Genomic DNA, 24,787 nt, shown 5'->3' on the forward strand with positions numbered 1-24,787 from the left:
ATGAGAACGACGCAGCAATTCAGCATCACCCTGCCCAATGAGATGGCGGAGATCGTCGAGGACAAGGTGAAATCGGGCGTCTACTCATCGGTGAGCGAGGTCATGCGCGACGGCATAAGAGCCTTGATCGAGCGGGACGCCGCGCTCGAACGGTGGCTGCGAGAGGAAGTCGTGGCCGGTCATGCCGAGTACCTTGCCGCCCCCTCGAAGGGCGTTCCGGCGGAGGAAGTCCTCGACCACATCAAGGCGCGCCGCATCTCACGCTCCGCCTGACGACGCCCGATGCAGGTCATCTTCACGCCCAGAGCCCTGCAGCACATCGAAAACCTGCACGCCTACCTGACCGATCAGGCAAGCGAACTGACCGCCGACCGCTATGTCGGCCGCATCGTTGCCTACTGCCAGCGGTTGGACGTCTTCCCGCTCAGAGGCACGCGGCGCGACGACATCATCCCGGGCCTGCGCATCATCGGCTTCGAACACCGCGTCAACATCGCCTTCATCGCGACGGCCGAAACCGTCCTCATCGAGGGCGTGTTCTATGGCGGGCAGGACTACGAGGCCTCGTTCCGCGAGCCCGAGTAGGGCCTCGTCTCTTCGCCTCAGCCCTGCGGCTGGCGCAGCAGCCGCTCGGCATAGGCGATAATCCGGTCCTGCCCATCGGTCGGGCCGCCATGCAGCGCCGCGATCTTGCGCAGCATGATGAAGAGCTCGTTGAGCTCGGCCTTCGACAGGTTCTTGCGCAGCAGGTCCTTGAGGTCGTCGACCGCGGTCTGGGCCAGGGGCACCGCGTCGACCGCATGCCGGGCGACGACGAGCCGGGCTTCGAGATCCCTGCCGAATTCGAGCACGCCGCGCATCTCGGCCTTGATCGCCTCGATCTGCTCGACGGTCGGCTCGCCGCGATCCTTGGCGACGAGCAACATGAGGGCGACCGCGCCCTCGCGGCTCTCGGTCATCGCCTTGAGCGGGGCCCGCTCGAGCTGGTCGCGGGCGGCGAGGCGGCGCTTGGCGTTGCGCTGGTCGTTCAGCCAGTGGTCGACCGTCTCCATGCCCTTGCCATAGATGAACCAGTACATGATACCGGACATCACCGCGCCGACGATGGCAACGAGGACAGGCATGGCAATTCTCCGCCCTGCCCCGACTCAGGGAATGTCGGGCCAATACCGGCCATCCCTAAAGCGATCTCCGGCTTCGAAGAAGGCGTAACGCTCCGGTTTTACAGTTCCATGATGGCTTGAAACGTAGGTTTCCGTGCTCAAAGCACCAGCGTCCGCTCGAAATCGGCCGCTCGGCTTCATCATGCGAGTAATTCGTATTATATGAATAACTCGAATTATGAGGAGAGGCGCGATGCGCGTTTCGACGGCCGATTTCATCAAGCACTACGGAGCCCTGGCAGACCGCGCCCTTGCCGAGCCGATCACTATCACGAAGAACGGCCGGGACCGGCTGGTCGTGATGTCGGCCGACGAATACAGCCGGCTCAAGCGACGCGAGCGGAAGGCCCTATTGGCGGAAGAGCTCAGCGACGAGGAGCTCAAGCTGATCGCCGAGTCGGAGCCGCCTGCCGGACTTGAGCATCTCGACAGCGAACTGGAGGGCTGGAAGCGGTGACATGGCCGGAGCCGACGCCCGGTCTCGTGATCCGCTATTCCTATCTTTGGCAGCGCGAGGCCCAGGCCGGGCAGGAAGAAGGTCTAAAGGACCGACCCTGCGCCATCGTCCTCGCGATCGAAAATACACCCGGCGAGATGCGGGTCTATGTCCTGCCCGTTACACATTCTCCGCCCGTGGCGGCGGAAGATGCCATCGAACTTCCGATGCAGACGAGGGCCCGCCTCGGCCTCGACGGCGAACGCTCCTGGATCGTCATCAGCGAGGCCAATGTCTTCGTCTGGCCGGGCCCCGACCTGCGCTTCCTGCCGGGACAGGGCCCGGCCAGCGCCGCCTATGGCGCGCTTCCGCCGGGACTGTTCCGGATCATCCGAGACCGCTTCGTCGCGCGAGCCCGGCAGCGGAAGGCCAGGCTCGTTCCACGCAGCGAGTGATCACGCCACCTTCAACGCCGCAGAGAGCTCCGGCTTGACGTTCAGGGTCTGGAACACGACGCAATAGCGCTCGGTCAGCTTGAGAAGCGTGTCGAGCTTCTCCTGCGGGGCGTCGGTCTCGACGTCGAAGGAGAGGCGGATCGCCTTGAAGCCGACGGGCGCGTCCTTGGCGACGCCGAGCGTGCCGCGGAAGTCGAGATCGCCCTCGGCGCGCACCGTGCCCTTCTTCAGATCGATCTCGAGCGCCGTCGCGACCGCCTTCAGCGTCACGCCGGCGCAGGCGACCAGCGCCTCCAGCAGCATGTCGCCGGAGCAAAGCTCGGCGCCGGTGCCGCCCGTCGCCGGGTGCAGGCCGGCGAGCGCGATGGCGCGGCCGGTCTCGACCTTGCAGGCGATGTGCTGGTCGTCGAGCTCGCCATGAGCCTTCAGCGTGATGACGGCGGCATCGGGCGCCTCGCGGTACTTGTCCTTGAGCGGAGCCTGGAGGGCGCGGAGAGCGGTGACGTCCATGTCTGTTACCTCGGCAGGAGATGTGGCGATGTCTGCCGGTGACTTAAGCGCCTACGCTGCGGCAGACCAGCCCTACCGGCGCATGGCTGGGCGCAAGACTACCACCACATCCCCGCCGTCTCGGCTGCCTTGCTCTGCTGCGGCTCCTCGTCCCGCAGCGAGCGATCGAGCGAGCGCAGGACCTCGCGCTTGGCGGCCTCGAAGGTGGGCGAGAGCCGGTCGCGCGGGCGGGCGAGCGGGTTGTCGAGCTCGTCGAAGATGCGGCCGGGGCGCGGCTGCATCACGATGATGCGGTCGGCCAGCGTCACCGCCTCCTCGACGTCATGGGTGACCATGACGACGGTCGGCCGGCTCTCCTCCCAGAGCGACAGCAGATGGCCGTGCAGGCTCGCGCGCGTCGTCGCGTCGAGCGCCGAGAAGGGCTCGTCCATCAGCAGCAGCTTCGGCCTGGTGATCAACGCGCGGGCGATGGCGACGCGCTGCTGCTGGCCGCCGGAGAGCTCGCGCGGCCAGCGCTTCTCGTAGCCGGCGAGACCGACGCGCACGAGAGCATTGGTCACCAGCCCCTCGCGCTCGAAGGCGCTGAGATGCGACAGGCCGAAGGCGACGTTCTCGGCGACGCTGAGCCAGGGGAAGAGCCGCGGCTCCTGGAAGATCACGCCGACATCGGCGCGCGGCTCCAGGATGACGTCGCCGTTGAGCGCGATCTTGCCGGCGCTGGGCTGGTCGAGCCCGGCGACGAGCCGCAGCAGCGTGGTCTTGCCGCAACCGGAGCCGCCGACCAGCGCCAGGATCTCGCCAGGCGCGACCTTGGTGGTGATGGCCGAGAGGGCGTGCGTGCCGTCGGCATAGGTTTTGGAGAGGCTGTCGAAGCTCAGCATCGACGTTCGGCTTTCAGAGCTTGTCGCGACCGAGATCCTGCCAGGCGAGGAAAGGCCGCGTGATGGCGATGAGCAGGCCGTCAGCCAGCTTGCCGAGCACGGCAAAGGCGATGATGGCCGCGATGATGGTGTCGGGACGGCCGAGCTGCTGGCCGTCCACCAAGAGATAGCCGAGGCCCTCGCTCGCCCCCATGATCTCGGCCGCGACCACGAACATGAAGCCGAGGCCGAGGCCCGAGCGCAGCGCGACGATCCAGGCCGGCAGGATCGCCGGGAGCAGCACCCGCCGGACCATGGCGAAGCGGCTGAGCCTGAAGACGCGGCCGACCTCGATGATCTTGCGGTCGATCGACAGGATCGCGGCGGCGACGCCGAGATAGACCGGGAAGAAGACGCCGACTGCGATCAGCGCGACCTTCGAGGCCTCGAAGATGCCGAACCAGAGGATGAAGAGCGGAACCCAGGCGATCGAGGGGATCGAGCGCAGGGCCTGCAAGGTCGGATCGAGCAGGCCGCGCGCCACGGGCAGAGCCCCCGTCAACGCACCCAGCACCGTGCCGACCGCAGCCCCGAGACCGAACCCCGCCGCGACCCGCCAAAGCGTGGCGGTGGCATGGGTCAGGAGGTCGCCCGAGACGGCCAGCCGCCACAGCGTCTTGCCGACCACGCTGGGCGGCGGCATCAGACGGCCATTGGCGAGACCGGCGCCGACCAGGAACTCCCAGAGCGCGGCGAGCGCGATCGGCAGCAGCAGCCCGGCAATGCCCAGACCCCGAGGCGTCCGGCTGGCGGCCGGCCGCTCCTTGGCCTCGGAACTCGTCTCGATCTCAAGCGCGCTCATCAGGCTCCGGTCAGATCCTCAGCAGCATGATCTTGTCCGAAAACCGGTAACCGCCTTTCGGGATCATGCTGGATCCTCAGTGCCCGGCAGCGGGGAAACGCTTGTCGAGCAGGTTGTCGACCACCGCCTTGACGTCGGTATCCGCCGGCAGGACGCCCGCGTCCTTGAGGGCGAGGCCGGCGGCGATAATCGTGTCGGCCTGCGGCTGGCCGATGGTCGAGTAGCTCAGATCGGTGCGGGTGAGCTGGCGCTCGATCACCGGCTCGGAGAGCTTGGTGTACTCGACCAGGATCTTCTTCAGCTCGGCCGGGTTGGCGAGCGCATAGGCGCGCGCCTCCTCATAGGCGGCGATCACCTTGCGCACGAGCTGCGGGTTCTCGTTGGCGAAGGCCTCGCGGACGTTGAGGATGCCCCAGGTGTTGTCCTGCGCCTTGCGGTAGAACAGCTTGGCGCCGCTCTCGACCTCGGCCGCGGCCATCAGGGGGTCGAGCCCGGCCCAGGCGTCGACATCGCCGCGCTCCAGCGCGAGGCGGCCATCGGCATGCTGGAGCAGGACGAGCTTGACGTCCTTCTCGGTCAGCTTGGCGTCGGCGAGCGCCCTGACGAGGAAGATATGCGGGTCGGTGCCGCGGGTGACGGCGATGCGCTTGCCCTTGAGGTCGGAGACCTTGGTGATCTCGCTCTTGGCGCCGGTGACGAGCGCGGTCCATTCCGGCCGCGAGAAGACGTAGATCGACTTGATCGGGTTGCCGTTGACCTTGCCGATCAGGGCGGCTGCGCCGGCGGCCGAGCCGAAGTCGATCGAGCCGGCATTGAGGAATTCGAGCGCCTTGTTCGAGCCGGCGGAGAGCACCCAGCGCACCGTGATGCCGTCAGCGGCAAGAGCCTTCTCGAGGAAGCCCTTCTCCTTCAGCACGAGGCCGACCGGATTATAGGTGGCGTAGTCGATGCGGATTTCCTTGGGCGCCTGGGCGGCGGCTCCGAAGGCAAGCGTCGTCGCCGCAAGGCCGGCGAGGACGAGGCGGCGGCTGAGAGAGGAGATGGCGGACATGGTCGATCCCTTTTCGAACGTGACGCGAAGGGATCGGTGGAGACGTCCCACCCTTACCCCCGCTTTAGCTGCACTTGTTTCGCGCCCGCAAGCTGCTGGCTCAAATCGGCGCGTATCCGTCTTTTAGGTCCACGCGTTCTGTATGTCAAACAATCCACGGCGGCGTGTTGAATGCGTTATTTCACATATATTCTACGTGAAAATCACGATTTCTGCGAATCCAATCAGCGTGCTAGGAGCGGCATGGGCAGAGTTCGCGCTGCCCGGGATCGAGAGTGCCGCCACCGTGTCCGCCATCGCTGATCAGCCCTATCTCGCGCTTGCCGAAGTTCTGGAGAGTCCGCCCCGCGCCGTCGCCCGGCTGGCGAAGGGAATGGGCAAGGCCTCGAACGGCGAGCTGCGGCAGGAACTGGTCGCCGGCCTGCGCCGCACGCTCGACGAGGGCCATGCCTCGGCCAAGGAAATCCTGACGCTGACGCGCAACGGCATCGCCTGCGCCAGGCAGCTCTCCGCTGCGATGGACGGCGTCGTCACCTGCCTGCACGTCGCGGCGAGCCAGCATTTCTACCCGGCGGTGAACCCATCGCAATCCGAGCGGATCGCGGTCGTCGCCGTCGGCGGCTATGGCCGCGGCACCTTGGCGCCGGGCTCCGACGTCGACCTGCTCTTCCTGTTCCCGCACAAGCAGACGGCCTGGGGCGAGAGCGTGGTCGAGGCGATGCTCTACCCGCTCTGGGACCTGAAGCTGAAGGTCGGCCATTCCGTCCGCTCGGTCGACGACTGCATCCGCGAGGCGCGGGCCGACATGACCATCCGCACCGCCTTGCTGGAGGCGCGGTTCCTGAGCGGCGACCGGCCGCTCTTCGAGGAGATGAAGCGGCGCTTCGGCGCCGAGGTGGTCGAGGGCACCGCGCAGGTCTTCACCGAGGCCAAGCTCGCCGAGCGCGAGACCCGCGTCACGCGGGCCGGCTCCTCGCGCTATCTGGTCGAGCCCAACGTGAAAGATGGCAAGGGCGGGCTGCGCGACCTCAACACGCTGTTCTGGATCGCCAAATACGCCTACCGCGTCGAGGATCCCGAGGACCTCGTCGCGGCCGGATTGTTCGACCGCAAGGAAATGCAGATGTTCCAGCGCTCGGAGGAGTTCCTCTGGCGCGTGCGCTGCTGGATGCACTTCATCACCGGGCGGGCCGAGGAGCGGCTCTCCTTCGACCTGCAGCGGCAGGTCACGGCGGCGATCGGCTATGCCGGCCGCAGTGGCCAGGCGCCGGTCGAGCGCTTCATGAAGGCCTATTTCCTCGTCGCCAAGGATGTTGGCGACCTCACCGCGATCGTCTGCGCGGCGCTGGAGGCGCGCCAGCAGAAGCCGCGCGCGACGCTGACCCGGCTGATCGGCAGCTTCACCAAGCGCAAGCGCGTGCGCGCGCTCGGCCATCCCGACTTCACGCTGCAAAGCCAGCGCCTCGCGGTGCTCGACGACGACGCCTTCGAGCGCGATCCGGTCAACCTGCTCCGGCTCTACGAGATCGCCAGCCGCGACGACCTCGCGATCCATCCCGACACGAGCCGGCTGGTGACGCAGTCGCTCAGGCTGGTCTCGACGCAGCTCCGCAACGATCCGGAAGCCAACAAGATCTTCCTCGAGATCCTGACGGCGCGGCGCTCGCCGGAGCCGGTGCTGCGGCGGATGAACGAATCCGGGCTGCTCGGCCGCTTCATCCCGGATTTCGGCCGCATCGTCGCGATGATGCAGTTCAACATGTACCACCACTATACGGTGGACGAGCACCTGATCCGCTCGATCGGCGTGCTCGCCGAGATCGACGCCGGCCAGCTCGAAACCGAGCACCCGCTCGCCAACTCGATCATCTCGACGATCAGCAACCGGCGCGCGCTCTATGTCGCGCTCTTCCTGCACGACATCGCCAAGGGGCGGCCGGAGGACCACTCGACCGCCGGCGCCAAGATCGCCCGCAAGCTCGGGCCGCGGCTCGGCCTCACCGACGCGCAGACCGAGACCGCCGCCTGGCTGGTCGAGCACCACCTCGACATGTCCACGGTGGCGCAGAGCCGCGACCTCGGCGACCCAAAGACGATCGAGAGCTTCGCCGCGACCGTGCAGACGCTGGAGCGGCTGAAGCTGCTGCTGATCCTGACCATCGCCGACATCAAGGCGGTCGGCCCGGGCGTCTGGAACGGCTGGAAGGGCCAGTTGCTGCGCACGCTCTACTACGAGACCGAGATCGTGCTCGCCGGCGGCCATTCGGCGATCGAGCGCCGGGCCCGGGTCGAGCGCAAGCAGGACGCGCTGAAGGAGCGGCTGGGCGACTGGGGCGAGGCCGAGCGCGACGCCTATCTCGCCAGGCACTATCCCGCCTACTGGATCAAGGTCGATCCGCCGCGGCAGGAGAAGCATGCGCGCTTCCTGCGCCAGGCCGAGAGCGAGGGCCGGACGACCGCGACCATGGTCGAGACCGACCAGTTCCGCGGCATCACAGAGCTCACCATCCTGGCGCCGGACCATCCGCGCCTGCTCGCCATCGTCACCGGCGCCTGCGCGGCGGCCGGCGGCAACATCGCCGACGCACAGATCTTCACCACCACGGACGGTCTCGTGCTCGACACGATCTCGATCTCGCGCGCCTTCGAGCGCGACGACGACGAGTTGCGCCGGGCCGAGCGGATCGCAGCCGCAATCGAGCGCGCGCTCAAGGGCGAGATCAAGATCGCCGACCTGGTGGCGCAGCGCCGCGCCCCGCCGCCGCGCGGCCAGACCTTCCAGGTCGCGCCCGAGGTCATCATCGACAACGTGCTCTCGGCCCGCCACACGGTGCTGGAGGTCACGGGGCTCGATCGGCCCGGCCTGCTCTACGACCTCACCACGGCGATCGGGAAGCTCAACCTCAACATCGCCTCGGCCCATATCGCGACCTTCGGCGAGAAAGCGGTCGACGTGTTCTACGTCACCGACCTGACCAATGCGAAGATAACCAGCACCGCGCGGCAGCTCTCGATCCGCAAGGCGCTGCTCGACGTCTTCACCTTCGACCACGAAAAGGCCCAGGCCTCGAAGGCGCGCACGCCGGCCCGCGCTTGATTTCACCGGCCATAAGCCCGATATCGGCCAGGAACGCGGCCGGAACGTAAGCGCCGGCCAGCCCTTTGAAAATATTGGATGAGGCAATGACGCAGAACCCTGCGACGGACGAACCGAACCCGGATGTCGACGCCGAGGCGACGAACGAGATGGCCCCGCGCGAGGCGGTCGAGGCGCTGATCGCCAATATCGAGAGCGAGCGCGACGACTTCAAGGACAAGCTGCTGCGCACGCTCGCCGACATGGAGAACCTGCGCCGGCGCACCGAGCGCGAGGTCGCCGATGCCAAGGCCTATGCGGTGACGAGCTTCGCGCGCGACATGCTCGGCTCGGCCGACAACCTGCGCCGGGCGCTGGAGAGCGTGCCGGACGCCGCGCGCGGCGAGGGCGAGGCGGCCCTGAAGGCGCTGATCGAGGGCGTCGAGCTGACCGAGCGCGACCTGCTCAAGACGCTGGAGCGCCATGGCGTGCGCCGCATCGACCCGCAGGGCGAGAAGTTCGATCCGAACCTGCATCAGGCGATGTTCGAGGCCCCCGATCCGGCTGTTGCCAAGGGCATGGTCTCGAAGGTCGTGCAGTCCGGCTACAAGATCGGCGAGCGCGTGCTGCGGCCGGCGCTGGTCGGCGTCTCCGCCGGCGCGCCGAAGGCCCCGGAAGCTCCCGCGAACGGCGCGTCCGAAGGCAAATAGGCCGTGCTCGAAGCCGCCGGCATCGCCGTCTTTGCTCTGACTGGCGCGCTGGTGGCGGCCCGCAAGGGCATGGACCCGTTCGGCTTCATCCTGCTCGCCACGGTCACCGGCGTCGGCGGCGGCACCTTGCGCGACCTGCTGCTCGGCCGCGGCGTGTTCTGGGTGCTCGCCCCTTGGGATGTCATGCTCTGCTCGGCGGTGGCGCTGCTGGCCTGGGCCATCGCCTATTGCCGGCCGGGCATGATCGAAGGCTGGGGCGGAGCCAAGCTGCTGATCTGGGCCGACGCCGCCGGCATGGCGCTCTTCGCCGTCATCGGCACGCAAAAGGCGCTGGCAGCCGGCGTGCCCATCCTCTCGGCCATCGCCTTCGGCGCTGTGACCGCCAGTTTCGGCGGCATCCTGCGCGACATCCTCGCCGGCGACCGGCCGATGGTGCTGTGGAGCCGGGATTTCTACGTCACGGCCGCAACGGCCGGGGCAGGCGTCACGGCGCTGCTCTCGCATTTCGACGTCAACGCCACGCTCGTGATGATCGCCGGGATCGCGGCCGGATTCGGCCTGCGCGCGGGCTCCATCCTGTGGGGCTGGTCGTTTCCGAGCCTGCCCGGCGGGGTGGACAAGGGCTGATCAGGCGTGCCCCTTCCCTTCTCCCCCTGCGGGAGAAGGTGGCAGCGCGAAGCGCTGACGGATGAGGGGTCGCGCGACGTTTCCCATGTTGCGGGTGGCAGACCCCGTCATCGGAAAGCGCAGCGCGACCCCTCATCCGCCCCTTCGGGGCACCTTCTCCCGCAGGGGGAGAAGGGGGCTCAGGCTGGCTTCGTCACCCGCCTCAACGTCAAATTGATCCGCCCGCCCTGCGGCAGCAGGCTCGACGAGCCCGCGAGGATGCGGTCGATGCCGTGATAGGCGAGGCGCGCCTCGCCGCCGAAGAGCAGGGCGTCGCCCGAAGCGAGCTTCAGCGATTGCGTCTTGCCGCCGCGCACGGTGCCGCCGATGCGGAAGAGCGCGGCGTCGCCGAGCGAGAGCGAGAGCACCGGCGCGTCGAAATCCTGCTCGTCGCGGTCCTGATGCAGGCTCATCTTGGCGCTCGCCTCGTAGAAGTTCACCAGGCAGGCCTGCGGCTCATGCGGGTAGCCGGCCAATTCGCGCCAGGCGTCGAGCAGCGCGGCCGGCATCGGCGGCCAGGGCGCGCCGGTCTCGGGGTGGAGCGGCTGGTAGCGATAGCCTGTTTCGTCCGAGACCCACCCGAGCGAACCGCAATTGGTCATCCTGACCGAGAAGGGCTTGCCGGTCTTCGGCATGCGCGGCTGGAAGAACGGCGCCTGCCGCGCGACCTCGCGCAGATCGGCCACGAGCGCGCCTTGCGCCTCAGCCGAGAGATAGCCCGGCCAATGGATAACGCCCGGTGCGACGGCGAGGCGCGTCATCGCCTCCCTCAGAGATTGTCGAGGCCGAGCACGTCGGTCATCGCGTAGAGGCCGGGCTTGCGGCCGCGGCCCCAGAGCGCCGCCTTGACCGCGCCCTGCGCGAACAGGCTGCGGTCCTCCGCGACATGCGAAAGCTCCAGCCGCTCGCCGGCGCCAGCGAAGATGACCTTGTGATCGCCGACGACGGTGCCGCCGCGCAGCGCCGCGAACCCGATCGCGCCGGGAGGACGGGCGCCGACCTGGCCGTCGCGCGAGGCGACGCGGTGCTCAGCCAGCGGGACCGCCCTGCCCTCAGCCGCCGCCTCACCGAGCAGCACGGCAGTGCCGGAGGGCGCATCGACCTTCATGCGGTGATGCATCTCGACGATCTCGATGTCCCAGTCGGTGCCGAGCGTGGCGGCAACCTTGCGGACGAGGCCGGCCAGCAGGTTGACGCCAAGGCTCATATTGCCGGAGCGGATGATCGCGGCATGGCGCGAGGCTGCCTCCAGCCTGGCGAGATGGCTCGGTTCCATGCCGGTGGTGCCGACGACATGGACGATGCGGGCCTGCGCGGCGAGGCCGGCGAAGGCGACGGTGGCATCCGGCGCGGTGAAATCGAGCACGCCCTCGGCCTCGACGAAGGCGGCCAGCGCATCGTCGCTGACGAGAACGCCATTGGCCGGCAGCCCGGCAAGCACGCCGGCATCCTGCCCGAGCGCCTCAGAGCCCGGCCGTTCGATCGCGGCAGACAGCGTGCAGCCCTCGGTCGCGGCGATAGCCTTGATCAGCATCCGCCCCATGCGCCCGGCGGCGCCGACGACAACGAGACGCATGTCGGTCATGGGATGGTCACTCCGGGCAAGGCAAGGATCGGACAGCGGCTATAGAGCATCGCGCCGGCCAACAAAACCACCCGTTAGCTGGGAGCACGCCCGATCAATGCACAGCGCGGGGAACCCTCTCCTGTAAGGAGAGGGCAGGGTGAGGTGTCGGCCAGAACACCAGTAAGGCTGAAACGGGGTCGCGGTTAGCTCACGGCTAAAGCATCAAAGGGCCAGCACCTCACCCCTGCCCCTCTCCTTACAGGCAGGGGGGTTCCCCGCGCCTCACTGTCTCCCTGAAAGCGCAACGAAAAACGGCCGGGTTGCCCCGGCCGTCGTTCATTCGCAATGCTCGTTGCCTCAGGCGGCCGGCTGGATCGCCGAGAGCTTCCAGTCGCCGCCGCGCGGGCGCACGAAGGTCCAGAGCTCGGTCGCCTCCTGGGCGATGCTGGCATGGCCCTCGACGATGCGGCCCGTAGTGCGCTCGGTCAGCGTGTTGATCAGGCTGAAGCGCATCGCGACGGTGGCGTATTCGCTCTCGCCCTCGCGCCAGGCCTCGGCCAGGTCGCCCTGGAGCAGCTTGACGTCGGAGACGCGGTCGATCAGGCCCTTCTTGGCGTTCTCGGCGAGATCATCGGCGAAGAAGCCGGCCATCTCGGGGGTCAGCCGCTCGCGCAGGGCCTGCTGGTCCTCCTTGGAGTAGGCGTCGTTGACCTCGGTGAGCAGGCGCTCGAAATGGCCGAAATCCTCGCTGGCGAGCGTGAGCTCGATCGGCTTGGGAGCGGGAGCCGCGCCACCGCCGAAACCGCCGAACATGCTCCGCGCGACCGGCTGCGGCTGCTCGGGCTGATAGGCCTCGCGCGCCATCGGGCCATTGGCCGTGGCGAGCTGCGGCTCGGAACGGCGGCGGAAGAAGCGCACGGCCAGGAAGATCGCGCCGGCGATCAGGCCGATCTGCAGCAGGAAGCCGAGCATGCCGGCGAACGAGGCCAGGCCGCTGAAGAAGCCGGCGCCCGAAAGCATGCCGAACAGGCCGGCGCCAAGCAGGCCGGCGCCGAGGCCCATCATCAGGTTGCGGGCCATGGACGGGCGGGCGGCCTGAGCCGCGGCGGCAGCGCCGGCGGCCGGAGCAGCCTGCGCCGGCGACGGCGTCGCGCTGCGCTGGAAGGTCTGGGCGCCGTTCGGCGCGGTATTGGTCGGAGCCGGAGCCGATTCAGAGCGGGCGCCGCGGCTGCCAGAGCTCCTGCCGCCGCCCGGACGTGCTTCTGCGAGCATCGGGACGAGCACAAGCGCACCAGCGATCAGGGCAATGACACGGCCACGACGGGCAAGCGAAATCAGTGACATGGTTCCTCCCGGAGCCCCCCTTGGGCTCTCTTCCGGGCAATATGGCCTCTACGCTGCGACAGAGCAAGGTCTATAGACTTAAGTAGAAGTTACAGTATAACAAAATGAACGACTGGACGATTCCTTTAGCCGTGCTACGCTCTCGCTTCGCCGTCGGCCAAATCGGCGAAGGGAGTGACCTATGATAAGGATCGCACCAAGGCCGCACCACGAGAGTCCACGCATCCTGCGCAGCCTGACTCTCGCAATATCGCTTTCCCTTACGTCACTTAGCGCAGGCCTTGCCCAGGATCGGCCTGTTGCGCTCGACCCTCCGCGGCTGGCGCAGGCACCGGAGCCGCTCTGCTTCTGCTGGACCGATGGCCTCAAGATCGCCGAAGGTGCGAGCGCCTGCATCAGGACGACGGTGGGGCGGCGGCTCGCCAAATGCGACCGGGTCACCAACGTGATGTCCTGGCAGGTGACCGAGAACCCTTGCCCGGAGAGCTGACGGCTCCTCAAGCATCCCTCAGCCCTCATCCTGAGGAGCGCGAAGCGCGTCTCCTCAGGATGAGGGCTGAAGTCCGACCGATCCTTGCGGCATATGCACCAACGACAAACGCCGCCGGACCCTGCCCGGCGGCGTTCTCATTAGAAATGCTCCTGCGGTCTTTTTTCGACTCGAGACTGACGTCTGTCAGAACGCTCCCAACACGATGGCAATCATGAACACGAAGGCCGCGCCCATCACCAACCGGTCGAGACTTAGCGTGAGGCTCATCGCATCCTCCTTTGTCATTGACCTGTCGCCGACGCTAGCAGAATTGGCGATGGCCGCAAGAGGGCATCCATGTGGCAGTGCAGCGGCGGAGCGATGAGTATCGCTAATTCTTGGTTAAACCATTGAGTTGATTTGGGGATAACGACAGTCAAACCTCTGCGGCGGCAAGCTTCTCCAGGCTCTTCGCTACCGCAATAACCTCGTCATCGGCGCCGAAGCGGCCGATGACCTGAAAGCTCACTGGCAGGCCCCGCGGCCCCTTGGTCAGGGGGATGGTGAGGCAGGGCGTGCCGAGCAAGGTCCAGAGCCGGTTGAACTTCGAATCCCCGGTCGAGGCGAGCGTCGCGGGCGCCTCGCCGGGCGCGGCGTAGCTGATGACGACGTCGATCTCGGTGAAGACATCATGGCAGGCAGCGCGGCCGCGGCGCGAGAGCCGCCGCGCCTCGTCATATTGCCTCGGCGTCACGTTGCGGGCGCTGTCGAGATAGGCGCGGAGCTTCGGCGGCAACGCCGCGCGGCGCTCGGCATATTCCCAGGCGAGCGCCTGCGTCGCCTCGAAATCCTGCAGCGGGCCATGGGCGTGGAAGGCCTCGGCGAGAGCCGGCGGGCTCGCCAGCTCGACGAGCTTCGCCCCCGCCCCGGCCGCCAGAGCGGTGATGCGCCGGAGCGCCTCGTCGGAAGCCGCATCAGCCGCCCCCGCGAAATCCTGCCGGGCCACGCCGATGCGCAGGCCCTTGAGCCCGGCTTCGGGCGCGTCGAGCTCCGCCCGGCCGGTCAGCGCCGCCAGCGCGAAGCCGAGATCGTCGGCGCTCGCAGCCATCAGCCCGGCCGTGTCGAGCGACCAGGAGAAGGTCTTGATGCCGACGGTCGGCAGCAGGCCGTAGGACGGCTTGATCGCGGCGACGCCGCAATAGGCGGCCGGGCGGATGACCGAGCCGCCGGTCTGGGTGCCGATCGCGAGCGGGACCATGCCGGCCGCGACCGCCGCCGCCGAGCCCGACGACGAGCCGCCGGGACTCGCATTCAGATCGTGCGGATTGCGCGTCGGCGCCGGATCGAGGAAGGCGAAGGCGGTGGTGTGCGTCTTGCCGGCGATTGTCGCACCCGCCGCCTTCAGTGCCGTGACGATGGGCGCATCGGCGCGCGGCTGCCAGCCATCGTAGATCGAGGAGCCCATGCCGGTCGGCAGATCGGCGGTGTCGACGATGTCCTTGACGCCGCAGGCGATGCCGGCGAGCGGGCCGGTCCCGGGTTCGAGCTGCGCCGGGCGGCTGGCGAAGGCGCGGATGTCGCCCTCGCGAGCGGAGATCAGCGCCTCACAGCGCTTCAGCTCGGCTGCGGCAGCGTCCTGGCCCGCGGCAGCAAGGCGGGCGATCTCACGCGCTCTCAGCATCGAGGTCTCCGATCCGCCAAGCGCTGCCGCCGGCCTTCCAATGGCTTCCGGCCTATCTCGCACGAGCAAACCGAGCTGGCCAAGCCAGATTAACGAATGGGGCGGCCGCATCGAAAAGCGTTGGTTTTACAATGGGTCGGCTGCCGCACGACTTAACGTCAGAAGCATCCCGTTAGCGCCGGATTAACCGCGTCGGCAAAGTTAATCCCGCTGTGGCGGCCGAGTCTCACCCGGTCAATAAACCGTTCATCTGCCCGTTCGCATTTGAATGGTCATGCGACGCTCACACCTCGTCCTCATCGCACTCGGCATCATCGGCGCCGGCCTCGCCGGCTGCGGCAAGTTCCAGAAGCCGCAGCGCGCGGCCTGGCGCGACCAGGCCGAAGCCGCCTGCATGGCTTCGCGCCAGGTGCAGATCTCCTCCTATGTCAGCCTGCGCGGCAAGCCGATCGACGGGCCCGGCACTTGCGGCATGACGCAGCCGCTGCGCGTCTCGGCCTTCTCCGGCGGCGGCATCCACCTCACCAGCAACGCCACCCTCGGCTGCCCGGTCGTCGCCACCACCGACAAGTGGCTGGCCGAGGTGGTGCAGCCGGCGGCGATGAACGTGCTCGGCGCCCAGGTCATCGAGCTGCGCGCCGGCTCCTATTCCTGCCGCGCCATGAACAACGGCACCGCGACGACCCGCACCTCCGAGCATGCCTTCGGCAACGCCCTCGACGTCTTCTCCTTCCGGCTGAACGACGGGCGCGTCGTCACGGTCAAGGACGGCTGGCGCGGCTCGCCGGAGGAGCAGAATTTTCTGCGCGAGGTCTTCGTCGGCGCCTGCCAGCACTTCTCGACGGTACTCGGGCCGGGCGCCGACCCGATGCACTACGACCACATCCATATCGACCTCGCCCGGCACTCGAAGGACCGGCACATCTGCAAGCCGATCATCAAATACGAGCCGAACTACAACCTGCAGCCGCCGGACATCGCGCGGCCCGACCGCATGGCGCTGCAACAGCAGCCTCCGGCGACGCGCCAGACCCTGCCGCCGCCGATGGTGGCCGACGCTTCGGGCGGGCTGCTGCGCCAGCCGAGCCCGGGCCTGCGCCCGCCGGGCTCGGTCAATGGCGGCTATCCGGTCGCGCACCAGAGCGTCCCGGGCGGGCTCGAGGGCCAGCGGCGCTATATCGAAGAGGCGCCGCAGCGGCCGCAGCAGATGACGCCGCGCTACCAGCCGGAGGCCTTGCCGAGCGAGGCGCGCGGGCCGCTGATGCTGCCGGGCTCGGTACCGCCGACCGAGGACCTCGTCGTCGGTGACGTCGAGGGCAACGGCATCATCGACGTGCCAGGACAGGAGCAGGGCGAGGAGATCACGCCGCAGAACGATCCGTTCGCGGTCGGGCGGCCGCAGCGGCGGTAGGGGCGGGCTGGGGATATGAGTCCCATCTTGTGAGCAGGATATTTCCGGTTATATTACTGGAAATATCCGGAGGCTAGCGTGGGCAATTCTCAGAAGCGCGCCATTCAGAATTATCGTTCCCGGCTCAGCGAGCGCGGCCTGGCGCGTTTCGAGGTGCTCGGGCTCGATGCCGACCGCGATTTGATCCGCAGCCTCGCCCGCCGTCTCGCGGAGGAAGGACCGGAAGCCACGCGGCTGCGAGCCAGCGTCAATCAGACGATGGCCGCCGAGCCACCAAAGAAGGGAGGCATTCTTGCAGCCCTTCGGCGCTCCCCCCTTGTTGGGGCCGATCTCGATCTGACTCGTTCTTTTGAGAAAGGGCGCAAGGTTGAGATTTGATGCGCTACCTCCTCGACACCAACATCATCAGTAACGTTACGAAGCCACTGCCCTCGGAGCCTCTGCTCAGCTGGATGGCCGAACAGGCCGATCAAGATCTTTTCATTGCTTCCCTCACGGTCGCGGAGATTCACCGCGGCATCTTCGAGAAGCCGGCGGGGAAGCGGCGCGATCAGCTTGAGAATTGGTTCGTTGGCCTCGAGGGACCGCAGGCACTGTTCGCAGGCCGCGTGCTACCCTTCGATGAGCAAGCGGGCCTCATTTGGGCGCGCCTCATGGCGGACGGAAAGATAAAAGGCCGGCCGCGTAGCGCACTCGACACCATTATCGCCGCCGTGGCGCTTGCCAATGAATGCGTGGTGGTTACCGACAATGAGCGCGATTTCGAGGGAATCGATATCTTCAATCCGCTCAGGAGCTGAGTAAGGAGACCTCGCTCGCAGCGGTCTCACCGCGCGTTCAGCACCTGCCGGCACTCCGGCGGCAGGGCCTCCAGCGACATCGGCGGCTTGGGTTTCGGCTTCGGGCCCGGCTTGGGCTTGGGCGGGTTGAAGATCGCCTCGTGCTGGCGCTGGATCCAGCCCGAGAGCTCCTCGCCGCAGCCATCGCCGAAATTCGGCGGCTCCTGGCCGGCGCAGCTGGCCATGCCGACAGGGCAGCTCAGCCGGATGTGGAAATGGTAGTTATGGCCCCAGATCGGCCGGACCTTCTTGAGCCAGTCGCGCTCCGAGCCCGACTCACGGCAGAGCGCCACCTTGAGCGCGGGATTGACGAAGATGCGCTCGACGCGGGGTTCGGCCGCCACGGCCCGGATCAACCTGGTATGGGCCGGCGTCCAGTTCTTCGGGTCGACGTCGCGCCAGTCGGAGCGGGCCATGTTGACCGCGGGCATATTCTCGCGCTCGTCGCGGCCGATCCTGTCGCGCGGCATCGGCGTCAGCCAGACATCGGCGTCGAGCCCGATCTGGTGCGAGGCGTGGCCGGTCAACATCGGGCCGCCGCGCGCCTGCGACATGTCGCCGACGAGCAGGCCGGGCCAGCCATTGATCTTCGGGACGTTGCGCGCCAGCCGCTCGAGGAAGGCGATCAGCTCGGGATGGCCCCAGTTGCGGTTGCGGTTGAGCCGCATCACCTGCCAAGCGTCGCCATCAACAGGCAGCGCCGCACCGCCGGCAAGGCAGCCGCGGGCATAGGAGCCGATCGATTCCGGCGGCATGTGCGCCGGTGTGGTCTTCTGGCCGAAGAGCGCGCGGGCTGCCTCGGGATAGGCGGCAAGGTTGGTGGCGCGACGCTTCGCCTCCTCCGACGCCGTATCCTGGGCGCGGGCGAGGCAGGGCGCGAACGCGGCCGCCAGCAGCGTGGCGGCAAGGACGAATCGGCGGTGCGAGCGAGGCATGACACAGGATCGCCATGGCCTGCGAGCCGGGTCAAGCGTGCTCGCGGCCGAGCCGGTCGGCAACACGCCAGCCGAACTCGAGGCGCTCCGGCAAGGCGAGCGCTTCACCATTCCCGCTTATGGCTTCGCTGCTTGAGGTGTGACCTTAAAGGAACAAACCCGATACCCGGGACGTTCTCCCCTTGCACCCGGTCGCCAGCGACAGCGCGGTGCGAATGGGAAAAGGGGCGTCTCATGTCCACCCTCGTGATCGTCTTGCTCGTGCTGCTGCTGATGGGCGGCGGTGGATATTATGGCCATCGCAGCTATGGCCCGACCGGCCTCGGCAGCGTCATCGGACTCGTGCTCGTCGTCGTGCTGGTGCTCTGGCTGCTCGGCGCCATCGGAGGCGTGCCGGTGAGGGTCTAGGCTCTCACCCTCTCTGGCTGTTCTCCCAGACCGCGGTCGCGGCGGCGAGGTCCTCGATGGAGACGCCGACCGACTTGAACAGCGTGATGCCGCCATCCTCGGCCGGGCCGGCAATCGTGCCGCGGCAGAGGTCGGTCAGCGTGCCCGCGACCTTGTCGGCGCTGTAGCTGCCTTCCTTGATCGCGACGGCGACGTCGCCGCCCTCGTCGATCGCCTTGGCGCTGTCGACCACGACGCGGGCGCGGTGCAGCGCGTCGGCATCGGTCTCGCGCATCTCCATGGTGAAGGCGCCGATCAGGTCGAGATGGGCGGTGCGCTTCAGCCAATGGCCGTGGATCAGCGGCTCCCTGGCGTTGGTGGCGCAGGAGATGATGTCGGCCGTGCGCGCCTCGCCCTCGAGATCGGTGGTGGCGCGCACCTCGATGCCCTCAAGCGCGAGCGCGTCGGCGACTTCGACCGCGGCCTCCGGCCGGCGCGCCCAGATCGCGATATCGGTCAGCGGACGGACGCTGCGATGCGCCTTGATCAGGAAGGGCGCCAGCGCACCGGCCCCGACCATCAGCATCTTCGAGGCGTCTTCATCAGCCATGTAGCGTGCGGCCAGCGCCGAGGCCGCCGCCGTGCGCCAGACGGTCAAGCGGTTGCCATCGAAGACCGCGAGCGGCCGGCCGGTGTCGCCATCCATCAGCAGATAGGCGCCCATGACGCCCGGCAGGTTGCGCTTGCCGTTCTCGAAGAAGACCGAGACGACCTTGGTGCCGATATAGCCCTTCTCGGCCGAGGGTGCGCTCCAGGCCGGCATGACCAGCAGCACGCCTTTCCCGGTGGGGCGCTCGACGGTGTAGTGGTTGCGCGGCGGCATGACGCCGTCGCTGCGGAAGGCCTCGGCCAGCGTGTCGATCAGGGCGGGGAAGCTGAGAGCCGCATCGATCTCGGCGGCGTCGAACAGCCGCATCAGCCGTTTCCGCGGGTCAAGGCCGGCAGGGCGGAATCGGGCACGGCGGCGCGCAGCGACTGCGCCTCGTTGCGCAGCGCATCAGCCTCGCGGCGGCTGCGGCGGGCGGCCTTGCGGTGCTTGCCCTGTGCGATCCAGGACGCAAGCCCGCCGATCAGCACGCCAGCGGCAATGGATATCAAGACCACCGCGAAGAGCGGCAACTCGAAAACGAATTGCGGCGCGTCGCGGCTGATCGGATCGAGCGAGATGGGCACGGACGCCCGGTTCGCCACCGAAAACAGCACGATCGCCAGGGCGATCGGCACGAGGATCAGCGCCTTGAAGAAGGTTTTCATCACTCTTCCCGAGTCCCTGCGGGCTGCAGCTCTTTATCGCCGCATCGGCTTTCCCGAAAACCGCATTCCACTTTTCGGGCCGATGCTCTGCCGCCGACAGGACTATCAGTGCTTGCCGTTGAGCCGCAAGCGAAGCTCCTTGCCGGTCTTGAAGACCGGAACGAACTTCTCCTCGACCTCGACCGCATCGCCGGTGCGCGGGTTGCGGCCGACGCGCGCGGCGCGGGCCTTGCGGGAGAATGCGCCGAAGCCGCGCAGCTCGACCCGGTCCCCGCGCGCCAGCGCCTTGACGACCTCGTCGAGGATCGCCGTGACGATGTTCTCAATATCGCGCTGGTAAAGATGAGTGTTACGCTCGGCGATGCGTTGAACGAGTTCGGATTTTATCATTTGTCCAGTATAACCGCTTGTATCAACATCACTTTTCGCCGACAGGCTGCCAGAGCGCCAGAGGCGCGTCAAGCCGCAAACCGATGGGCTGGTCGGCGGCGCGGGCAATGAGTGTCGCAAGGGCATCGAGCCCCGCCGCGCGGGCCATCGCCTCGCTGGCACTCCAGAGACCATAGGACGAGGATTCGCTGCGGCGGCGCCAGTCGCGCACCGGCAGATCCTTGGTGATTTTCTTCTCGCGCTCGAGCCAGGCGATCGCCTCCGGCTCGCTGCCGATCTCGTCGATCAGCTTGAGGGTGAGCGCGCGGTTGCCGGAATGGACGCGGCCATCGGAAACCACCGCAACCTCAGCGTCTTGCAGCTTGCGGCGCTCGCGCACCAGGCGCTTGAACCAGTCGTAATTGTCGTTGACGACCTCCTGCAGGGCGGCGCGGGCCTCCGGCGAGGTCGGCTCGAAGCCGTTGGGCGCCGCCTTGAGCGGGCTCGACTTGATCTCCTCGAGCTTGACGCCGGCCGTGTCGAGCAGGCGCGCGACATTGGGGATCTGGAAGAGCACGCCGATCGAGCCGACCAGCGAGGTCTGGCGCGCGACGATGCGGTCTGCGCCCATCGCGGCGATGAAGCCGCCGGAGGCGGCGAGCCCGTCGACGACGGTGACCATCGGCTTCTTGACGGCGAGCTTGCGCAGCGCGTCGTAGAGCGCCTCCGAGCCGGTCACGGTGCCCCCGGGGCTGTCGATCCTGACCAGCACCGCCTCGGCCTTGCTGTCCTCCAGCGACTTGATCAGGTCGAGCGTGCGCCTGTCGCCGGAGATGAAGCCGGAGATGGTGATGCGGGCGATATGGGCCGAGGAGAGCGAACCGGGCGTGCGGCCGCTCCAGGCGAGTCCGCCGATCACGGCGACGGCGATGACGGCGAGCACGGCCAGAAGCCGCCAGACCGTCAACTTGCGCCTCAGGCTGCGGCGATCGGCGAGCAGATCGGCATCGGATGACATGGTTTCGGGCTCCAGTGGACTGGGACGCTTCCGCGGTGCCGTGATGTAGCCCCGCCATTCCGGCCGGGCAAGGCGACAACTGCGCTCAGGCTGGCATGGCCGCGCGCTGCCGGTCCAGTGCCAGGAGCGCAAGCCCGCTCGCGACCGAACGGAAAGCGTCGCCGATATGGACGCGCTCGGCGCCGAAGCGGCGGTCGAACAGCGCCCTGACAGCCGGGACATGCGAGGTGCCGCCGGTCATGAACACGGCCTCGACTGCGCCGCCGGCAATGCCGGCCTCCGCCAAGGCGCGGTCGAGCGCGGCCTCGATCGCCCCGACATCCTCGGCGATCCAGCTTTCGAACTCGCTGCGCTTGATCGGGGTCTCGATCACCACGTCCATCTGGCGGAAGCTGAGCCTGGTCTCGTCGGCGCCCGAGAGCGCGATCTTGGCGGCCGAGACGGCGCGGTAGAGCTCGTAGCCGAGATCGTATTCGATCACGGTCAGCAGGTCCTCGAGCTTGCCGGGCTCGACCGCGTCGCGGATCAATGCCTTGAGCTCGGCCATGGTCTCGCGGCTCTTCATCAGCGAGAGCCGGTGCCATTGCGCGAAGGCGGCATGGTAATGCGCCGGGATCGGCAGCAGCTTCTCGAAGGAGCGGTACTGCGTGCCCTTGCCCAGCCGCGGCGAGACGGCGTGCTCGATGATGCGGTAGTCGAACGTGTCGCCGGCGACGCCGACGCCGGCATGCGAGAGCGGGATCGCCTCGAGCCGGCCGGTACCGCCGGGCTCGAAGCGCATCACCGAGAAGTCGCTGGTGCCGCCGCCGAAATCCGCGACCAGCATGGTCTGCGGCGTCTTCAGGTCGCGGGCATACCAATAGGCGGCGCCGAGCGGCTCGTAGGCGAAATCGACCTTGGCCATGCCGGCCTTGGCATAGGAGGAGGCCAGCCGGCCGACGGCCAGCTCCTCGTCCGGCCGCTCGCCGGCGAAGACGACCGGGCGGCCCGAGACCAGCGGCATCGCGCTGAGGCCATCGAGATCGGCGGTGAGGTCGCTCAGGAAGGTGCCGATCAGGTCGTCGAGCCGGTAGAGCTTGCCGAACAGGCGGGTCTCCTGGAAGGCGCGGCTGGAGAGGTGCGTCTTCAGCGATTGCAGGAAGCGGTGCTCGGTCGTCATGCCCAGCGCCATGTCGAGCGCGTCGGGCCCGCTGACATGGACGACCCTCGTCTCGGGCGGCCTGCCCTCGCGCCAGAACATCAGGGCGGAGCGGTAGGCGTCGACCGCGCCCTGCCTGGTCGGGAAGCTGCGCGTCGTCACCGAGCCGTCAGCCCGCGCCAACGCCACCACGCTGTTGGTGGTGCCGAAATCGATGCCGATCGCCGCGGTAGACATGGTCGCTTCCTTATCAAGGTGACGGCAGCCCTGGCCCAAACCTCCGCCGTCATCCCGGACAAGCCGCGTTTGCGGCGCAGATCCGGGATCCATCCTAGAGCGCCGAGCTCTACGATGGATCCCGGCGCTCCGCTTCGCTGCGGCCGGGATGACGGCGGAGGCTCGGGCCAGGGGCTCGAACCGAAACAAAAGCCCGCGCGGATTTCTCCGCGCGGGCCGATGGGATTGGCAGGCCGCGACACGCGGCCTGAAGATCACTTCTTGTCGGTGTTGGCCTTCTTGAGGGCCGCGCCGAGGATGTCGCCGAGCGAGGCGCCGGAGTCGGACGAACCGAACTGGGCGATCGCCTCCTTCTCTTCGGCCATTTCCAGCGCCTTGATCGACACCTGGATCTTGCGAGCCTTCTTGTCGAACAGGATGACGCGGGCATCGACCTTCTCGCCGGCCGCGAAGCGCTCGGGGCGCTGCTCGGAGCGTTCGCGCGCGATCTCGGCGCGCTTGATGAAGGTGGTCATGTCGGTGCCGGCGATCTTGACGTCGAGACCGGCTTCCTTGACCTCGATCACCTCACAGGTGACGACCTGGCCCTTCTTGAACTCGCCGGCATCCACGAAGGGATCGCCGCCGAGCTGCTTCAGGCCGAGCGAGATGCGCTCCTTCTCGACGTCCACATCGAGGACGACAGCCTGGAGCATGTCGCCCTTCTTGTATTCCTCGATGACCTGCTCGCCCGGACGGTTCCAGTCGAGATCCGAAAGATGGATCATGCCGTCGATATCGCCTTCGAGACCCAGGAAGAGACCGAACTCGGTCTTGTTCTTGACCTCGCCCTCGACCGTCGAACCGGACGGATGGTTCTCGGCGAAGACCTCCCACGGGTTGCGCAGGGTCTGCTTGAGGCCGAGCGAGATGCGGCGCTTGACCTGATCGACCTCGAGGATCGCGACGTCGACTTCCTGCGAGGTCGAGACGATCTTGCCGGGGTGGACGTTCTTCTTGGTCCAGGACATCTCGGAGACGTGGATGAGGCCTTCGATGCCCGGCTCCACTTCGACGAACGCGCCGTAGTCCGTGATGTTGGTGACGCGGCCCTTGAGGCGCGCACCGACGGGGTAGCGGGCGGCGATGCCATCCCACGGATCGGCCAGCAGCTGCTTGATGCCAAGCGAGATGCGGTGCGTCTCCTGGTTGATCTTGATGATCTTGACCTTGACCGTCTGGCCGATGGTCACGACCTCGGACGGATGGTTGACGCGGCGCCAGGCCATGTCGGTCACGTGCAGCAGGCCGTCAATGCCGCCGAGGTCGACGAACGCGCCGTACTCGGTGATGTTCTTGACGACGCCGTCGATGACCTGACCCTCTTCGAGGCTGGCGACCAGCTCGGAGCGGGCCTCGGCGCGGGTCTCTTCGAGAACCGTGCGGCGCGAGACGACGATGTTGCCGCGGCGGCGATCCATCTTGAGGATCTCGAACGGCTGCGGCTGGCCCATCAGCGGGCCGACGTCGCGGATCGGGCGGATGTCGACCTGCGAGCGCGGCAGGAAGGCCACGGCGCCGTCGAGATCGACGGTGTAGCCGCCCTTGACGGTGTTGAAGATCACGCCGGTGACCTTCTCGCGGGCCTCGAAGGCCTTCTCGAGCTTGACCCAGCTCTCTTCGCGGCGAGCCTTATCGCGCGAGATGACGGCTTCGCCGAGGGCGTTCTCGATCCGGTCGAGGTAGACTTCGACCTCGTCGCCGACCTTGAGGTCCTGGTCGCGGCCGGGGCCGGTGAATTCCTTGAGGGCAACGCGGCCTTCGGTCTTCAGGCCGACATCGATGATCGCCATGTCTTTTTCGATGGCGACGACGATGCCCTTGATAACGGAACCTTCGAGCGCATCATTGCTGGCGAAGGATTCCTCGAGCAGGGCGGCGAAATCCTCGCGACCCGCGTGATAGCTTTCAACTGCTGACATATGAGCTCCTGACGCCGGTCGCGTATCCCGCTGGACCGGCAAGCGCCGCTTGGGTTGGTGCTGCGATCCGGACCGTCTCCGACGGCGCCTCATCGAGGCTTGCCCCGTGCGGATGCCAGTGCATCCGGCGGGGACGGGCGGCGCTGAGCCGCCGGACATGATCCGCATCCGCAAGGCTCGCTGCCAACGCAAAACGGGAGCAGGCCATGAAGACCGCCCCCGGCTGTGATCGATCACGGCCCTTCGGACAGGGCCGATGTAGTCGATCAGGCCGGTCAGGGCAAGTGGCGTCCGCCCTCCCCGTCATTGCGAGCGCAACGAAGCA

Annotated in this window: 28 protein-coding genes; 12 read left to right on the top strand and 16 right to left on the bottom strand. The window is 67.5% G+C overall.

Translation table 11 applies throughout. The annotated features are described in order from the left end of the window. A complete protein-coding gene (locus DWF00_RS17555; protein WP_114829012.1) occupies positions 1-273 on the top strand; it encodes a type II toxin-antitoxin system ParD family antitoxin in 273 nt (90 codons plus the stop codon). Between the two features lie 9 nt (positions 274-282). Continuing rightward, on the top strand, positions 283-585 hold the full coding sequence (locus DWF00_RS17560; RefSeq protein WP_114829013.1) for a type II toxin-antitoxin system RelE/ParE family toxin: 303 nt from the start codon (positions 283-285) through the stop codon (positions 583-585). Between the two features lie 17 nt (positions 586-602). Here the strand turns inward: DWF00_RS17560 and DWF00_RS17565 are convergent, their stop codons facing one another. After that, complete coding sequence (locus DWF00_RS17565; protein ID WP_114829014.1) at positions 603-1,124, bottom strand: hypothetical protein; 522 nt, start codon at positions 1,122-1,124, stop codon at positions 603-605. Between the two features lie 232 nt (positions 1,125-1,356). Between DWF00_RS17565 and DWF00_RS17570 the strand changes: the two genes are divergently transcribed. Continuing rightward, on the top strand, positions 1,357-1,620 hold the full coding sequence (locus tag DWF00_RS17570) for a type II toxin-antitoxin system prevent-host-death family antitoxin (RefSeq protein WP_114829015.1): 264 nt from the start codon (positions 1,357-1,359) through the stop codon (positions 1,618-1,620). Beyond that, the gene (locus DWF00_RS17575; protein WP_114829016.1) at positions 1,617-2,054 is read left to right on the top strand and encodes a hypothetical protein; all 438 of its coding nucleotides are present in this window, start codon (positions 1,617-1,619) and stop codon (positions 2,052-2,054) included. Before DWF00_RS17570 ends, DWF00_RS17575 begins: the two co-directional genes overlap by 4 nt. Here DWF00_RS17575 and DWF00_RS17580 read toward each other — a convergent pair whose 3' ends face one another. The 4 genes from DWF00_RS17580 to DWF00_RS17595 form a co-directional block, all read right to left on the bottom strand. Continuing rightward, the gene (locus DWF00_RS17580) at positions 2,055-2,564 is read right to left on the bottom strand and encodes an OsmC family protein (protein ID WP_114829017.1); all 510 of its coding nucleotides are present in this window, start codon (positions 2,562-2,564) and stop codon (positions 2,055-2,057) included. A gap of 98 nt (positions 2,565-2,662) precedes the next feature. Further along, the gene (locus tag DWF00_RS17585; RefSeq protein WP_114829018.1) at positions 2,663-3,445 is read right to left on the bottom strand and encodes an ABC transporter ATP-binding protein; all 783 of its coding nucleotides are present in this window, start codon (positions 3,443-3,445) and stop codon (positions 2,663-2,665) included. A gap of 13 nt (positions 3,446-3,458) precedes the next feature. Continuing rightward, positions 3,459-4,286, bottom strand: coding sequence for an ABC transporter permease (locus DWF00_RS17590; RefSeq protein ID WP_114829019.1), 828 nt, complete (start codon positions 4,284-4,286; stop codon positions 3,459-3,461). Between the two features lie 76 nt (positions 4,287-4,362). Then, entirely contained in the window at positions 4,363-5,328 is a 966-nt protein-coding gene (locus DWF00_RS17595) for an aliphatic sulfonate ABC transporter substrate-binding protein (RefSeq protein WP_245974062.1), read from the bottom strand. A 370-nt stretch (positions 5,329-5,698) separates the two neighbouring features. On the opposite strand from DWF00_RS17595, the gene DWF00_RS17600 reads away from it, so the two are divergent. The 3 genes from DWF00_RS17600 to DWF00_RS17610 all read left to right on the top strand — a co-directional run bounded on the left by DWF00_RS17600 (position 5,699) and on the right by DWF00_RS17610 (position 9,750). Further along, positions 5,699-8,434 carry a [protein-PII] uridylyltransferase gene (locus DWF00_RS17600; protein ID WP_281270166.1) on the top strand — a complete coding sequence of 912 codons (2,736 nt, stop codon included), beginning with the start codon at positions 5,699-5,701 and terminating at the stop codon, positions 8,432-8,434. A gap of 86 nt (positions 8,435-8,520) precedes the next feature. Beyond that, complete coding sequence (gene grpE / locus DWF00_RS17605) at positions 8,521-9,123, top strand: nucleotide exchange factor GrpE (protein WP_114829021.1); 603 nt, start codon at positions 8,521-8,523, stop codon at positions 9,121-9,123. Positions 9,124-9,126: 3 nt separating this feature from the next. Next, entirely contained in the window at positions 9,127-9,750 is a 624-nt protein-coding gene (locus tag DWF00_RS17610) for a trimeric intracellular cation channel family protein (protein WP_245974035.1), read from the top strand. Between the two features lie 179 nt (positions 9,751-9,929). On the opposite strand, the gene DWF00_RS17615 is transcribed toward DWF00_RS17610, so the two are convergent. The 4 genes from DWF00_RS17615 to DWF00_RS17635 all read right to left on the bottom strand — a co-directional run bounded on the left by DWF00_RS17615 (position 9,930) and on the right by DWF00_RS17635 (position 14,853). Further along, positions 9,930-10,550: an alpha-ketoglutarate-dependent dioxygenase AlkB family protein gene (locus DWF00_RS17615; protein WP_114829022.1), complete on the bottom strand. Its 621-nt coding sequence runs from the start codon at positions 10,548-10,550 to the stop codon at positions 9,930-9,932. 8 nt (positions 10,551-10,558) lie between these two features. Further along, positions 10,559-11,365, bottom strand: a complete 807-nt coding sequence (gene dapB, locus DWF00_RS17620) for a 4-hydroxy-tetrahydrodipicolinate reductase (protein WP_114829305.1) — start codon at positions 11,363-11,365, stop codon at positions 10,559-10,561. Positions 11,366-11,713: 348 nt separating this feature from the next. Further along, positions 11,714-12,700: a TIM44-like domain-containing protein gene (locus DWF00_RS17625; RefSeq protein WP_114829023.1), complete on the bottom strand. Its 987-nt coding sequence runs from the start codon at positions 12,698-12,700 to the stop codon at positions 11,714-11,716. Positions 12,701-13,608: 908 nt separating this feature from the next. Next, positions 13,609-14,853 (bottom strand): amidase, encoded by a 1,245-nt coding sequence (locus DWF00_RS17635; RefSeq protein ID WP_114829025.1) that lies wholly within the window; start codon positions 14,851-14,853, stop codon positions 13,609-13,611. A gap of 274 nt (positions 14,854-15,127) precedes the next feature. Here DWF00_RS17635 and DWF00_RS29490 point away from each other — a divergent pair, with 274 nt between their 5' ends. The 3 genes from DWF00_RS29490 (at position 15,128) to DWF00_RS17650 (ending at position 17,064) form a co-directional block, all read left to right on the top strand. Beyond that, positions 15,128-16,264, top strand: coding sequence for an extensin-like domain-containing protein (locus DWF00_RS29490; RefSeq protein WP_181832610.1), 1,137 nt, complete (start codon positions 15,128-15,130; stop codon positions 16,262-16,264). A gap of 78 nt (positions 16,265-16,342) precedes the next feature. After that, the gene (locus tag DWF00_RS17645) at positions 16,343-16,642 is read left to right on the top strand and encodes a hypothetical protein (protein WP_114829026.1); all 300 of its coding nucleotides are present in this window, start codon (positions 16,343-16,345) and stop codon (positions 16,640-16,642) included. Beyond that, positions 16,642-17,064 (top strand): PIN domain-containing protein, encoded by a 423-nt coding sequence (locus DWF00_RS17650; RefSeq protein ID WP_114829027.1) that lies wholly within the window; start codon positions 16,642-16,644, stop codon positions 17,062-17,064. The genes DWF00_RS17645 and DWF00_RS17650 overlap by 1 nt, the downstream gene beginning before the upstream one ends. 26 nt (positions 17,065-17,090) lie before the next feature. Here DWF00_RS17650 and mepA read toward each other — a convergent pair whose 3' ends face one another. After that, entirely contained in the window at positions 17,091-18,038 is a 948-nt protein-coding gene (mepA, locus tag DWF00_RS17655; RefSeq protein ID WP_114829028.1) for a penicillin-insensitive murein endopeptidase, read from the bottom strand. On the opposite strand from mepA, the gene DWF00_RS29495 reads away from it, so the two are divergent. Both DWF00_RS29495 and DWF00_RS17660 read left to right on the top strand, forming a co-directional pair. Continuing rightward, positions 18,037-18,174, top strand: a complete 138-nt coding sequence (locus DWF00_RS29495) for a hypothetical protein (protein WP_181832611.1) — start codon at positions 18,037-18,039, stop codon at positions 18,172-18,174. The two genes, mepA and DWF00_RS29495, sit on opposite strands and share 2 nt — an antisense overlap. Positions 18,175-18,272: 98 nt before the next feature. Next, on the top strand, positions 18,273-18,446 hold the full coding sequence (locus tag DWF00_RS17660) for a DUF3309 family protein (protein ID WP_114829029.1): 174 nt from the start codon (positions 18,273-18,275) through the stop codon (positions 18,444-18,446). A 4-nt stretch (positions 18,447-18,450) separates the two neighbouring features. On the opposite strand, the gene lhpI is transcribed toward DWF00_RS17660, so the two are convergent. The 6 genes from lhpI to rpsA form a co-directional block, all read right to left on the bottom strand. After that, positions 18,451-19,401 carry a bifunctional Delta(1)-pyrroline-2-carboxylate/Delta(1)-piperideine-2-carboxylate reductase gene (lhpI, locus tag DWF00_RS17665; protein ID WP_114829030.1) on the bottom strand — a complete coding sequence of 317 codons (951 nt, stop codon included), beginning with the start codon at positions 19,399-19,401 and terminating at the stop codon, positions 18,451-18,453. After that, a complete protein-coding gene (locus tag DWF00_RS17670; protein WP_114829031.1) occupies positions 19,401-19,739 on the bottom strand; it encodes a LapA family protein in 339 nt (112 codons plus the stop codon). Before DWF00_RS17670 ends, lhpI begins: the two co-directional genes overlap by 1 nt. A gap of 105 nt (positions 19,740-19,844) precedes the next feature. Beyond that, complete coding sequence (gene ihfB / locus DWF00_RS17675) at positions 19,845-20,129, bottom strand: integration host factor subunit beta (RefSeq protein ID WP_114829032.1); 285 nt, start codon at positions 20,127-20,129, stop codon at positions 19,845-19,847. A gap of 28 nt (positions 20,130-20,157) precedes the next feature. Next, positions 20,158-21,126, bottom strand: a complete 969-nt coding sequence (sppA, locus tag DWF00_RS17680) for a signal peptide peptidase SppA (protein WP_114829033.1) — start codon at positions 21,124-21,126, stop codon at positions 20,158-20,160. Positions 21,127-21,211: 85 nt separating this feature from the next. Next, a complete protein-coding gene (locus DWF00_RS17685; protein ID WP_114829034.1) occupies positions 21,212-22,501 on the bottom strand; it encodes an Hsp70 family protein in 1,290 nt (429 codons plus the stop codon). Between the two features lie 254 nt (positions 22,502-22,755). Further along, positions 22,756-24,462 (bottom strand): 30S ribosomal protein S1, encoded by a 1,707-nt coding sequence (gene rpsA, locus DWF00_RS17690; protein WP_114829035.1) that lies wholly within the window; start codon positions 24,460-24,462, stop codon positions 22,756-22,758. Between the last annotated feature and the right edge of the window lie 325 nt (positions 24,463-24,787).

It is taken from the genome of Allobosea caraganae, assembly GCF_003351345.1.
GTDB lineage: Bacteria > Pseudomonadota > Alphaproteobacteria > Rhizobiales > Beijerinckiaceae > Allobosea > Allobosea caraganae.

Bases quoted from the DNA above. Each gene is read 5' to 3' on its own strand.
- DWF00_RS17555 (WP_114829012.1), top strand. From the start codon at position 1: ATGAGAACGACGCAGCAATTCAGCATCACCCTGCCCAATGAGATGGCG.
- DWF00_RS17560 (WP_114829013.1), top strand. From the start codon at position 283: ATGCAGGTCATCTTCACGCCCAGAGCCCTGCAGCACATCGAAAACCTG.
- DWF00_RS17565 (WP_114829014.1), bottom strand. From the start codon at position 1,124: ATGCCTGTCCTCGTTGCCATCGTCGGCGCGGTGATGTCCGGTATCATG.
- DWF00_RS17570 (WP_114829015.1), top strand. From the start codon at position 1,357: ATGCGCGTTTCGACGGCCGATTTCATCAAGCACTACGGAGCCCTGGCA.
- DWF00_RS17580 (WP_114829017.1), bottom strand. From the start codon at position 2,564: ATGGACGTCACCGCTCTCCGCGCCCTCCAGGCTCCGCTCAAGGACAAG.
- DWF00_RS17585 (WP_114829018.1), bottom strand. From the start codon at position 3,445: ATGCTGAGCTTCGACAGCCTCTCCAAAACCTATGCCGACGGCACGCAC.
- DWF00_RS17590 (WP_114829019.1), bottom strand. From the start codon at position 4,286: ATGAGCGCGCTTGAGATCGAGACGAGTTCCGAGGCCAAGGAGCGGCCG.
- grpE (WP_114829021.1), top strand. From the start codon at position 8,521: ATGACGCAGAACCCTGCGACGGACGAACCGAACCCGGATGTCGACGCC.
- DWF00_RS17615 (WP_114829022.1), bottom strand. From the start codon at position 10,550: ATGACGCGCCTCGCCGTCGCACCGGGCGTTATCCATTGGCCGGGCTAT.
- dapB (WP_114829305.1), bottom strand. From the start codon at position 11,365: ATGCGTCTCGTTGTCGTCGGCGCCGCCGGGCGCATGGGGCGGATGCTG.
- DWF00_RS17625 (WP_114829023.1), bottom strand. From the start codon at position 12,700: ATGTCACTGATTTCGCTTGCCCGTCGTGGCCGTGTCATTGCCCTGATC.
- DWF00_RS17635 (WP_114829025.1), bottom strand. From the start codon at position 14,853: ATGCTGAGAGCGCGTGAGATCGCCCGCCTTGCTGCCGCGGGCCAGGAC.
- DWF00_RS29490 (WP_181832610.1), top strand. From the start codon at position 15,128: ATGCGACGCTCACACCTCGTCCTCATCGCACTCGGCATCATCGGCGCC.
- DWF00_RS17650 (WP_114829027.1), top strand. From the start codon at position 16,642: ATGCGCTACCTCCTCGACACCAACATCATCAGTAACGTTACGAAGCCA.
- DWF00_RS29495 (WP_181832611.1), top strand. From the start codon at position 18,037: ATGACACAGGATCGCCATGGCCTGCGAGCCGGGTCAAGCGTGCTCGCG.
- mepA (WP_114829028.1), bottom strand. From the start codon at position 18,038: ATGCCTCGCTCGCACCGCCGATTCGTCCTTGCCGCCACGCTGCTGGCG.
- DWF00_RS17660 (WP_114829029.1), top strand. From the start codon at position 18,273: ATGTCCACCCTCGTGATCGTCTTGCTCGTGCTGCTGCTGATGGGCGGC.
- lhpI (WP_114829030.1), bottom strand. From the start codon at position 19,401: ATGCGGCTGTTCGACGCCGCCGAGATCGATGCGGCTCTCAGCTTCCCC.
- DWF00_RS17670 (WP_114829031.1), bottom strand. From the start codon at position 19,739: ATGAAAACCTTCTTCAAGGCGCTGATCCTCGTGCCGATCGCCCTGGCG.
- ihfB (WP_114829032.1), bottom strand. From the start codon at position 20,129: ATGATAAAATCCGAACTCGTTCAACGCATCGCCGAGCGTAACACTCAT.
- sppA (WP_114829033.1), bottom strand. From the start codon at position 21,126: ATGTCATCCGATGCCGATCTGCTCGCCGATCGCCGCAGCCTGAGGCGC.
- DWF00_RS17685 (WP_114829034.1), bottom strand. From the start codon at position 22,501: ATGTCTACCGCGGCGATCGGCATCGATTTCGGCACCACCAACAGCGTG.
- rpsA (WP_114829035.1), bottom strand. From the start codon at position 24,462: ATGTCAGCAGTTGAAAGCTATCACGCGGGTCGCGAGGATTTCGCCGCC.